Here is a 10,956-nt window from a genome sequence, read left to right as displayed (position 1 = left end):
GGTCCAGCCCGGCGCCACCACCAGCAGCGCCCCGGTGGCCAGCACGGAGAGCAGGAAGCCGTAACTGCGGGCCAGCCACGGGTCGTACAGCACCAGCAGCAGGACCGCCGTGGCCAGCGCCGGGAGCAGGGATCTGCGGCGCCCGGTGGCCAGGGCCAGCAGCGCGACGACGCCGCAGGCGGCGGCCCGCAGCACGCTGGGGTCGGGCCGGCACACGACCACGAAGCCCAGCGTGAGCACTCCCGCGAGCAGGGCGGTCGCCCGCAGGGACAGCCCCAGGCGTGGGGCGATGCCACGGCGTTCGATCTGCTGGGCCAGGCCGGGCGGCCCGATGAGCAGGGCGAGCAGGATGGTGAGGTTGCTGCCGGAGACGGCGAGCGTGTGGGCCAGGTCCGTCTCCTTGAAGGCGTCGTCCAGCTCGGGCGTGATCCGCGAGGTGTCTCCGACGACCAGCCCCGGAAGCAGCCCCCGCGCGTCCCCCGGCAGGCCCTCGGCCGCCTCCCGCAGCCCGTCCCGGAGCCGACCCGCCAGCCGTTGCGGTCCGCTCGGTCCCGCCACGATCCGCGGCCCCGGCCGGCCGCGCACCCGCAGCACGGCCGCCGTCCGGTCACCGCCCACGAGGGCGGGCGCCAACTGCCCACGCACCCACAGCCGCGTCGACGGCAACACCCGGAGCCACGCGCCACGCCCGCCCTGGGTGTCGGCATCCGGTGGTGGCCACGCACCTCCACTGCGCGCGGCGCTCCTCTCCGTCACCGGCGGTTGCCGGAGACTTCCACGGGGCGCGTCACTCCGCGCCGGTGCCGATGACGGACCGGCACCCCCCTCCGGTGCCGGAACATCCCCGTCGATCACCATCAGCACCGGCGCCCGTGTCCCCGCGCTCCTCCCTTCGCTCTCCTCGACGCGCCGCACCTCGGCGCGGACCAGCACCGACACCGGCGCCGAGTGATCGCCGCGCACCCGTGGCCTGCTCAGCCAGGGATCGCCGGTCACCTCGACCTCGGCGGTCACGGTCGCGAACCGCCGGGCCAGCTCGGGCACCGGACCGCGCCGGACGTCCGCCCCGTGCAGCCCGGCCGACGCTGCGGCCGCGGCGACGCAGAGGAGCACGGCGGCGACCGAGGCCCGCGCCCATGCCGGCCATCCACGGGCCGGCCCCTCCCGTGCGACCTCTCCACCTCGCGAGCCGCGCCCGGTCCGTCCGGCGCGTCCAGCTCGTCGCATCGACAGCAGGGCGACCCCGCCGACCAGGCAGACGACCGTGATCCCGGCGGTCCAGCCCACCGGTGCGTCCAGCAACAGGGCCGCCGTGGCCCAGGCCGCGAGCGCGGGCGGTACCAATCGCAGATCCATGTGCTCGGGGTGGCTCACGGGCGGCCCATGCGGACTCACGGGCGGCCCAGCCAGGTTCGAGGACGGTCCAGACGGGCTCGCGGGCCCGGCTCCACGATCACCAGGACCGAGATCACCAGGACCCTGATCATCAGGACCATGGTCATGAGGACGGCGCTCGGCGGGACCACGGTCCGTGGGGCTCCGATCAGCTGCCGCCCCTGATGCCGTACGCCGCCGCGCACTCGCGCGCAGCCCGTCGTCAAGCGTGCCGCTCATGGCCGTACCAGGTTCCGCAGATCGGTGAAGCGGCGGTTGCCGATGCCGTTGACCTGGCGCAGTTCGTCCACCGAGCGGAAGCCGCCGTGCTGGGTGCGGTAGTCGATGATGTGCCGGGCCAGTACCGGGCCGACCCCCGGCAGGGCGTCGAGCTGGTCCGCGGTGGCCGTGTTGAGGGAGACCGGGGCGGCGGGGCCGGAGCCCGCGGGCCCGGACGCCGAGCCGCCGGCCCGGACGGGCGGCGCCGGGACGGCCGCGGCCCCCGCAGGTGCTCCGACGACCACCTGCTCACCGTCGACCAGGAACCGGGCCCGATTGAGCCCTTCGGTGTTCACTCCCGGGCGGACGCCGCCCGCCGCCCGCAGCGCGTCGGCCACACGGGAGCCGGCCGGCAACCGCTGGATGCCCGGTTTCCGCACCTTGCCGCCGACGTCCACGACGATCTCCCCGCCCGGGGTCGCCGAAGCACCCCCGGCCGCGCGGGTTTTCGCGTCACCCTCGTTCTTCGCGTAGGGCGCCTCCGCGCGCACCACTTGAGGGGCGGTCACGGACTGGGTCCGGCCCGCCCAGAAGTGCTGTACGGCGAACACGGCGGCGGCGACCAGCACCACGGCGAGCGCCACGACTCCTCGCCGCTCCACCCCGCATCGCAGTTGCAACCACACCGGCAGCCGCTCCCGCAGCGCCAGCCCGGCCCGCTCCCGCCAGCCCGGGACCACTGGACCGGCCGGCGCCAACGGATCGGCCGCGCCGTCCGGTTCAGCCTTGTCGGTGGGCAGCGGGTGGAAGGGTGCGGACGGGCTCCGCCCTTCCTTCGCCGCCGCCCTTCCCGGGCTCAGCCCCGGCGCCCGGCCCGTGACCGTGGCCGTCTCCGTACTCGCGGCCGGGCTCACGCCCGGCGGGGCGTTTCCCGACTCCCGCCACTGCACGGCTCGTTCGCCGAAGAGGACCACCGCTCGGCGGCGGAGTTCGTCCGCCGGTGCGCCCGGGCGGTGGGGGATGCGCCGGTGGTCGGTGGGCCGACGCTCGGCGACGCGGCTGCGGCCGTCCGAGGAGAGGCGGTGGCGGATGCGGCCGTCCGAGGCGGGGCCGCGGCCGGGGCCGCTGGTCGGAGTGGCTGTGCGGGAGCGTGATCGAAGTGCCATGTGACGAGGATGGGACATCCCGGCACTTCGCGATGATCTTGGTCAATTCCCGGGGATCACCGGCAAGTTGTGGATAACTCGACCACCCCTAAGAGTGAACATCGGCCAGCCCTGAAGCCCTGCTTCAGCGGGCCGAGACGACCGCTCCCAGCAGTCCTGGCCCGGTGTGGGCGCCGATCACCGCTCCGACCTCGCTCACATGCAGGTCGGCCAGGCCCGGGACCCGTACCCTCAGCCGGTCGGCGAGGGCGGCGGCACGGTCGGGGGCGGCCAGGTGGTGGACGGCGATGTCGACCTCGGCGCCGCCCGCCCGCTCGGCGGCGATCTCCTCCAGGCGGGCGATCGCCTTCGACGCCGTGCGGACCTTTTCGAGCAGCTCGATGCGGCCGCCGTCGAGTTGGAGCAGGGGCTTGACCGCGAGCGCGGAACCGAGGAGGGCCTGCGCGGCTCCGATGCGGCCACCGCGGCGGAGGTAGTCGAGGGTGTCGACGTAGAAGTAGGCGGACGTGCCCGCGGCACGCTTCTCGGCGGCCGTGACCGCCTCGTCCATGGTGCCGCCGGCCTCCGTCACCTCGGCCGCCGCGAGTGCGCAGAAGCCGAGGGCCATGGCGACCATCCCGGTGTCCACCACCCTTACGGGCACCGGTGCTTCCCGCGCCGCGAGGACGGCCGCGTCGTAGGTGCCGGACAGCTCGGCGGACAGGTGCAGCGAGACGATGCCGCTCGCGCCGGACTCGGCGACTGTGCGGTAGGTCTCCGCGAACATCTGGGGGCTGGGGCGGGAGGTGGTGACGGGGCGCCGCTTCTGCAACGCCTGGGCCAGGGAGCGGGTGGAGATCTCAGTGCCCTCTTCGAGCGCCTGATCCCCGAGGACCACGGTCAGGGGTACCGCTGTGATGCCGTGGCGCTCCATCGTCCGTGGCGGCAGGTAGGCCGTGGAATCGGTGACGATCGCGACATGGCGGGACATGAGCTGGAGGTTACCTGCCGTAGTGCTCGCGCGGCAGCCCGGCCCCCGCGCTGGGGGCCCGGAACGGCTCGCTCATGTGGTGCTCTCGGGGCGGGGTTTCTTCTGCCAGGGGTAGGCGGGGCGCGGCGGGGGCGGCGTGATCGAGTGGGGAGCCGGCTCCTCGGCGGGACGGAAGCCCGAAGTCCGGGGCCCGCTCCGGTCCGTGGCCGGGCCATCCTCGGTGGAGGGCGCGGGCGCCTCGGGCCACGGCGGGGGCGCGGCCGCGGGCTCGGCCCGCGTCCAGTGGCGCAGGGCGTCCGCCTCGATGTCGATCTGGGCGCTGAGCGTGCCCAGGTCGTCCTCGGCGAAGCGGCGGGCCCGGTCGCGGACGGCCCAGCGCAGCGAGTCCGCGGACTTGGTGATGCGCTCGGTGCGGCCGCGGAGTTCGGGCAGTCGCGCGGCGAGCGTGGCCCGGTCCGGCTCGGACTCCAGCCGCCGGAGGTCGGCGTCCAGCTCGTGGCCGTGCGCGCTGAGGCGCTCGAAGAGTCCCAGGGACTCCTTCAGCGACTCGTCCTCGGCCACTCCCGCGTGCAGGGCGTCCTGGGTGGCGCGCATGGAGGTGCGCAGCGTCAGGCGCAGCTGGGCGATCTCGCCGGCCGGTCCGATCTGGGCGAAGGACCTGGCGCGCAGCGTGTGGTCCTCGACCGTGCGCCGGGCCTGGGCGATGGTCCGGTCCACTCCGCGCTTGGCGGCGCCGACCGCTCTGATCGTGACGTACGTGCCCAGGGCGACGCAGAGCAGGAAGAGCAGGACGAACACGGCGACGACTGCTTCCATGGCGCTCCTCCTCCGGCCGCTGCGGCGCACGCCGCTGTGCTCTCCACGGTAAACGCAGCGGGCAGGTCCGGAGTTCCAGAAAAACCCCGAACCTGCCCGTAGGGGACTACCCCGAGCCGGTGACCGGCCCCCGGTTCCTACGCGGGAACGATGTTCACCAGCTTCGGCGCCCGCACGATCACCTTGCGGATACCGGCGCCGTCCAGCGCCGCGACGACCTTCTCGTCGGACAGGGCCACCTTCTCCAGCTCCTCCTCGGAGATGGCCGGCGGCACCTCCAGGCGGGCCTTGACCTTGCCCTTGATCTGGACGACGCAGGTCACGGTCTCGTCGACCAGGTACCGCGGGTCGGCGACCGGGAAGTCCCGGTGGACGACCGAGTCGATGTGGCCCAGCCGGCGCCACAGCTCCTCGGCGATGTGCGGGGCCAGCGGGGCGGCCATCAGCACCAGCGCCTCGGCGACCGGGCGCGGCACGGCTGCGCCCGCCTTGGTCAGGTGGTTGTTCAGCTCGGTGACCTTGGCGATGGCGGTGTTGAAGCGCAGGCCCTCCAGGTCCTGGCGCACGCCGTCGATCGCCTTGTGCAGGGCGCGCAGCGTCTCCTCGTCGGCCTCGGCGTCGGTGACGGTGACCTCGCCGGTGTTCTCGTCGACGATGTTGCGCCACAGCCGCTGCAGCAGCCGGAACTGGCCGACCACCGCGCGCGTGTCCCACGGGCGGGAGACGTCCAGCGGGCCCATGGCCATCTCGTACAGGCGCAGGGTGTCGGCGCCGTACTCGGCGCAGATCTCGTCCGGGGTCACCGCGTTCTTCAGCGACTTGCCCATCTTGCCCAGCAGGCGGCTGACCTGCTCGCCCTGGTAGTAGTACGCGCCGTCGCGCTCCTCCACCTCGGCGGCCGGCACGGCGATGCCCCGGCTGTCGCGGTAGACATAGGCCTGGATCATGCCCTGGTTGAACAGCTTGTGGAACGGCTCCGCGGAGGAGACGTGCCCCAGGTCGTACAGGACCTTGGACCAGAAGCGGGCGTACAGCAGGTGCAGCACGGCGTGTTCGGCGCCGCCGACGTACAGGTCGACACCGCCGTGCGGCCGGCCCTCGCGCGGGCCCATCCAGTACTGCTCGATCTCGGGGTCGACCAGCTGCCGGTCGTTGTGCGGGTCCAGGTAGCGGAACTCGTACCAGCAGGAACCGGCCCAGTTGGGCATGGTGTTGGTCTCGCGGCGGTAGCGCTTCGGCCCGTCACCCAGGTCCAGGGTGACGTTGACCCACTCCTCGTTGCGCGACAGGGGGGTCTCGGGCTGGGTGTCGGCGTCGTCGGGGTCGAAGGTGCGCGGGCTGTAGTCCTCGACCTCCGGCAGCTCCAGGGGCAGCATCGACTCGGGCAGCGCGTGCGCGGTGCCGTCCTCGTCGTAGACGATCGGGAAGGGCTCGCCCCAGTAGCGCTGGCGGCTGAACAGCCAGTCGCGTAGGCGGAAGTTGACGGTGCCTTCGCCGATGCCCTGGGCCTGCAGCCACTCGGTGATGCGGGCCTTGGCCTCGACGACGCCCAGGCCGTCCAGGGAGACGTCCGCACCGGAGGAGTTGACGATCTTCGCGTCGTACGAGGCGAACGCGTCGTCCCAGGCCGAGGTGTCGGTGCCGCGGCCGTCGGACGGCTCGACCACGCACCGGATCGGCAGCTCGAAGGCGCGCGCGAAGGCGAAGTCACGTGTGTCGTGGGCCGGGACGGCCATGATCGCGCCGGTGCCGTAGCCCATCAGGACGTAGTCGGCGATGAAGACGGGGACCCGCTCGCCGTTGACCGGGTTGGTCGCGAACGCGCCGGTGAAGACGCCGGTCTTGTCCTTGGCCTCGGCCTGGCGCTCCACGTCGGACTTCGAGGCGGCCTGCGCGCGGTAGGCGGCGACGGCCTCGGCCGGGGTGGCGTGGCCGCCGGTCCACACCTCGTGGGTGCCCTCGGGCCAGGTCTCGGGCGTGAACTTCTCGACCAGCGGGTGCTCGGGCGCCAGCACCATGTAGGTGGCGCCGAACAGGGTGTCCTGGCGGGTGGTGAAGATCGTGATGTGCTCGCCGTCGATCGGGAAGTCGACGCGGGCGCCCTCGCTGCGGCCGATCCAGTTGCGCTGCTGCAGCTTGATGGCCTCGGGCCAGTCCAGCTCCTCCAGGTCCTCCAGCAGCCGGTCGGCGTAGGCGGTGATGCGCATGTTCCACTGGCGCAGCTTGGCCTTGAAGACCGGGAAGTTGCCGCGCTCGGAGCGGCCGTCGGCGGTGACCTCCTCGTTGGCCAGCACGGTGCCCAGGCCGGGGCACCAGTTGACGGGCGCGTCGGAGGCGTAGGCCAGGCGGTACTCGCCCAGGACGTCGGCGCGCTCCGCGGTGCTCAGCTCGCTCCACGCGCGCGTGGTGCCCGGGATCGCGCGCTCACCGGACTCGAACCGGGCGATCAGCTCGGAGATCGGGCGGGCCTTGTTCGCCTCGTCGTCGTACCAGGAGTTGAAGATCTGCAGGAAGATCCACTGGGTCCACTTGTAGTAGTCCGGGTCGATCGTGGCGAACGACCGGCGCTTGTCGTGGCCCAGGCCCAGCCGGCGCAGCTGGGCCTTCATGTTCTCGATGTTGGCCTCGGTGGACACGCGCGGGTGGGTGCCGGTCTGCACGGCGTACTGCTCGGCGGGCAGGCCGAAGGCGTCGAAGCCCAGGGTGTGCAGGACGTTGTGGCCGGTCATGCGCTGGAACCGGGCGTAGACGTCGGTGGCGATGTAGCCCAGCGGGTGGCCGACGTGCAGGCCGGCGCCGGAGGGGTACGGGAACATGTCCATGATGAACTTCTTGGGCCGGGCGACCAGCTCGGCGTCGCCCGCCAGGTCGCCCTTGGGGTTGGGCGCCGCGTAGGTGCCGTCGGTGTCCCAGAAGTCCTGCCAGCGTGCCTCGATGTCGGCTGCCATGGCGGCCGTGTAGCGGTGCGGCGCGGCCACCTCGGCGGCGGCAGCGGGGTTCGTCTCGCTCATGATCCTCAAAGCTCCATCGATCGTCTCTGCCTGCGGAAACGAAAAATCCCCTCGCACAGGAGGGGACGCCGCGCCGATGCCGACCTCACGGGTTCGACCGGGGGTCGGTACTGATCAGCGCGGCCCGCTAAGCAGAAGGCGTACGGCACGCATGGCGCTAGGGTACCGCAGGCCTTGAGCAAGCCGCGACGTGCTTCCGTATCCCTATGGACATGCCAGAAACCCCGCCGGAACTGAACCAAGGTCAAGGATTACTTCGCGTACCGCCCACTAAGGGACACCCCAGCAATCAGATTGTGCGTTGATAACAACGCAATAACGCAAACCCTCGTACTGATCGGTATGACGCCACTTAGAGTTCGGCAGCGGGACCGCTTTCCCGAAACTGCTCGGAGTTGCCCCCATGAACCCTCGTCGTAGTACCAGCTCCCTCCCCAAGCCGGGCCGCTCGGCCTATGGGATGGCATCGGCTGTAGTCCTGCTGCTCATACCCGTGGTCGTGCTGGTCGGAGGCAACCAGTTCCGCGACTTCCTGAACTTCGGCGCGGGCGTGCTGTCCCTGGTCTCGCTCAGCTGCTCGGTGATCTGGGGTCTGGTCGCACAGGACCGGATCTTCCTGAACACCCGGCAGCGGATCGTCGGCCAGGCGGTGCACCGGACGACCTCGGTCGCCTCGATCGCGTTCCTGCTGCTGCACATCACCACGAAGGTCGCGCTCGGCCACACGCAGCTGATCGCCGCGATCATCCCGTTCTCGCTCGGCGTCACCGGAATCGGCGGCCTGATCGGTCTGGGCTCGCTGGCCGGCCTGCTGATGATCTTCGTGGGCATCACGGGCGCCCTGCGCAGCAACTTCGCCACCCCGGCCCCGGTCGCCGCCCGCTGGCGGGCCATGCACATGCTGGCCTACCCGGCCTGGTGCGCGGCGCTGATCCACGGCCTCTACGCGGGTCGCTCGGCCAAGGCGATCTTCGTGATCCTCTACAGCCTGTCCCTGCTGGGCGTGATGGCCGCCCTCGCGCTGCGCGCCGCCCCGCGCCCCGTGAAGCGCAGGGTCGCCGACCGGCTGGTGACGCTGTTCGGCAGCTCGGAGCGGCCGGGCCTCGACGAGCTGGACGCGAGCCGTTCCCGGGTCGCCGAGTCGGGCCTGCCCGGGTACGAGAGCCGGCGGGAGGCGAGGCCGCCGACCGCCGACTCGACGGCGTCCTTCTCCGCACCCATGTACCAGTCCCCCGCGGCGTCGGCCCAGGAGCCCGCGTCGGGCTTCGCGGCCGCCTACCGCGCGGTGGCCACGCCGGGCCGGCCCCAGGCGCCGTTCGCGGCGGACCAGACCGCCCGCATGGACCTGCCGCTGGACATGCAGGCCACGGAGGCCTTCCCGCGCGTGGACGGCCCCGCCGGCACCTCGGGCAGCTGGCCGGTCCCGTCCCCGCCGCCGGTCGGCGAGGCCCCGCCGTCGGCGTACGACCCGCTGGTCGACACCGGGTACACCATCCCGGCCTACAACAACTCGGGCGCGAGTCCGTACGGGGCGAGTGATGTGTACGACACCGGTGAGACGAACGGCCGGTACGGCGCGTACAACTCGAACGACACGTACAACAGCGGTCCCGCCAATGAACCACCCCCGAGCGCCTCGTTCGACGCACCGGGTTCGGGCGAACCTTGGAACACGCCTTCCGGAGGCTATAGGTGAACGAGGCCCTGCCCGACGTCCCAGAAGTCCGCGTGGTCGGCCTTCCGCAGCTCACGTCGGGCTTCGACCTTGTGGAGCGGCTCGACCTGCCCATGCATCTGAAGGTGCACGGGCCGCTCGACCCCCTGGGCGGCGAACAGCTCGCACAGCTCGCCGAACGCATCAACCTCAGGGGCCGCGGCGGCGCGGGCTTCCCCTTCCACAAGAAGCTCCGCTCGGTCGCGGAATCGGCCATCAAGCGCGGGGTGCGGCCGGTCGTCGTCGTCAACGGCAGCGAGGACGAACCGGCCTGCCGCAAGGACACGGTGCTCATCAACCGTGCCCCGCACCTCATCCTGGACGGCGCGCTGCTGTGCGCCGAGGCGCTCGGCGCGCGCACGCTCGTCATCGGCGTCACCCGAGAGTCCACCCAGCGCTCCATGGAGGCCGCGCTCGCCGAGCGCGGTCTGAGCAACAGCCGTAGATCGGCGCTGCGCGCGTGGGTGCAGCGCAATCCGGTGCGCATGGTCACCGGCGCCGCCGCCTCGCTGGTCCGCTCGGTCGACGGCGGCCCGGCCATCCCGCCCGGCCGCAAGATCAGCGCCTCGCAGAGCGGCGTCGGCGGCGCGCCCACGCTGCTGTCGAACGCCGAGACGTTCGCGCAGCTGGCCATCGCCGCCCGCATCGGCCCCGAGCGCTACGGCAACACCGGCCTGTACGACGAGCCCGGCACCGTCATGCTGACGGTGTCCGGCGCCGTCGCGCGCCCGATGGTGATCGAGGTCCCCACGGGTGTGCCGCTGCGCTACGTGCTGCAGCTGGCGGGCGCCCCGCCGATGCCGCAGGGCGTGCTGACCGGCGGCTACCACGGCAAGTGGATCGACGCGGCGACCGTCAACGAGGCGATCGTCTCCCGCAACTCCCTGGACGCGGTGGGTGGAGCGCTCGGCGCCGGGGCGATCCTGCCGATCACTCAGGACACCTGCCCGCTGGGCGAGTCGCTGCGGGTGGCGCAGTGGCTGGCCGAGGAGAGCGCCGGCCAGTGCGGGCCCTGCTATCTCGGACTGCCCGCCGCCGCACGCGGCATGGAGGACATCCTCAACGGCGGCGGACCGGCCGCGCTGGAGGCGCTGAAGCAGGTCGCGAAGAACGTCAAGCGCCGTGGCGCGTGTTCGCACCCGGACGGCTCGGCGATGTTCCTGGAGTCGACGATCAAGGCGTTCACCGACGACCTGGCCGCCCATGTCCTCGGAAACGGCTGCGGACGGCCCGTGGAGGGCGTTCTGCCGCTCTTCGAGGGGGGCAGGGCCCCTGCGGGCATCCCGGGCGGCGCGGAGTCCGAGGAGACCGGCAGCAGCCGCCAGAAGATCTACGTCGACTGGACGCTGTGCCGGGGCCACGGGCTGTGCGCCGACATCCTCCCGGAGGTGTTCGAACTCGGCGCCGACGGCTTCCCGACCGTCGCCCAGGCGCAGGTGCCGCGCTACGCGGAGGCGAAGGCGCTGCGCGCGGTGCGCCGTTGCCCGGCGCTCGCCCTTCGCATCGAGGAGGACACCCGCGGGCAGGCGCCGTCGCGCAACCTTCCGGTCGTGTCCCAGGGCCGGGGCCGGCGCGCTCTCGGCCGCTGAGCACACGACGACGGGGGGCCACCCGGTCGGGTGGCCCGCGTAGTCGAACATGATGGAGGAGTAGTCGGTGATCAGCGCGTCGGCGGCCAGGCACAGG

Annotated in this window: 8 protein-coding genes and 1 pseudogene; 2 read left to right on the top strand and 7 right to left on the bottom strand. The window is 72.4% G+C overall.

The window, feature by feature from the left end:
• From ACWEN3_RS31470 to leuS, 6 genes are all read right to left on the bottom strand, one after another.
• The coding region (locus ACWEN3_RS31470) for a ComEC/Rec2 family competence protein (RefSeq protein ID WP_452977580.1) at positions 1 to 1,356 on the bottom strand (1,356 nt) is incomplete at its 3' end.
• Positions 1,357 to 1,391: 35 nt separating this feature from the next.
• Positions 1,392 to 1,526 (bottom strand): hypothetical protein, encoded by a 135-nt coding sequence (locus tag ACWEN3_RS31465; RefSeq protein ID WP_452977577.1) that lies wholly within the window; start codon positions 1,524 to 1,526, stop codon positions 1,392 to 1,394.
• 84 nt (positions 1,527 to 1,610) lie between these two features.
• The gene (locus ACWEN3_RS31460; RefSeq protein WP_452977575.1) at positions 1,611 to 2,759 is read right to left on the bottom strand and encodes a helix-hairpin-helix domain-containing protein; all 1,149 of its coding nucleotides are present in this window, start codon (positions 2,757 to 2,759) and stop codon (positions 1,611 to 1,613) included.
• Positions 2,760 to 2,883: 124 nt separating this feature from the next.
• Entirely contained in the window at positions 2,884 to 3,729 is an 846-nt protein-coding gene (locus tag ACWEN3_RS31455; protein ID WP_452977572.1) for a DegV family protein, read from the bottom strand.
• Positions 3,730 to 3,801: 72 nt separating this feature from the next.
• The gene (locus ACWEN3_RS31450; RefSeq protein ID WP_452977569.1) at positions 3,802 to 4,545 is read right to left on the bottom strand and encodes a hypothetical protein; all 744 of its coding nucleotides are present in this window, start codon (positions 4,543 to 4,545) and stop codon (positions 3,802 to 3,804) included.
• 137 nt (positions 4,546 to 4,682) lie between these two features.
• A complete protein-coding gene (gene leuS, locus ACWEN3_RS31445; protein WP_452977568.1) occupies positions 4,683 to 7,556 on the bottom strand; it encodes a leucine--tRNA ligase in 2,874 nt (957 codons plus the stop codon).
• 460 nt (positions 7,557 to 8,016) lie between these two features.
• Between leuS and ACWEN3_RS31440 the strand changes: the two genes are divergently transcribed.
• On the top strand, positions 8,017 to 9,252 hold the full coding sequence (locus ACWEN3_RS31440) for a cytochrome b/b6 domain-containing protein (RefSeq protein WP_452977565.1): 1,236 nt from the start codon (positions 8,017 to 8,019) through the stop codon (positions 9,250 to 9,252).
• Complete coding sequence (locus ACWEN3_RS31435; RefSeq protein WP_452977563.1) at positions 9,249 to 10,859, top strand: NADH-ubiquinone oxidoreductase-F iron-sulfur binding region domain-containing protein; 1,611 nt, start codon at positions 9,249 to 9,251, stop codon at positions 10,857 to 10,859. Before ACWEN3_RS31440 ends, ACWEN3_RS31435 begins: the two co-directional genes overlap by 4 nt.
• 39 nt (positions 10,860 to 10,898) lie before the next feature.
• On the opposite strand, the pseudogene ACWEN3_RS31430 reads toward ACWEN3_RS31435, so the two are convergent.
• A pseudogene (locus ACWEN3_RS31430) lies at positions 10,899 to 10,955 on the bottom strand (CDP-glycerol glycerophosphotransferase family protein); the annotation flags it as partial.
• Position 10,956 lies beyond the last annotated feature (1 nt).

Source organism: Streptomyces sp. NPDC004561, assembly GCF_053602155.1.
The sequence above is the reverse complement of the archived record's forward strand: the minus strand, read 5'-3'. Positions and strand labels throughout refer to the sequence as shown.

Bases quoted from the DNA above. Each gene is read 5' to 3' on its own strand.
- ACWEN3_RS31455 (WP_452977572.1), bottom strand. From the start codon at position 3,729: ATGTCCCGCCATGTCGCGATCGTCACCGATTCCACGGCCTACCTGCCG.
- ACWEN3_RS31460 (WP_452977575.1), bottom strand. From the start codon at position 2,759: ATGGCACTTCGATCACGCTCCCGCACAGCCACTCCGACCAGCGGCCCC.
- ACWEN3_RS31450 (WP_452977569.1), bottom strand. From the start codon at position 4,545: ATGGAAGCAGTCGTCGCCGTGTTCGTCCTGCTCTTCCTGCTCTGCGTC.
- ACWEN3_RS31440 (WP_452977565.1), top strand. From the start codon at position 8,017: ATGGCATCGGCTGTAGTCCTGCTGCTCATACCCGTGGTCGTGCTGGTC.
- leuS (WP_452977568.1), bottom strand. From the start codon at position 7,556: ATGAGCGAGACGAACCCCGCTGCCGCCGCCGAGGTGGCCGCGCCGCAC.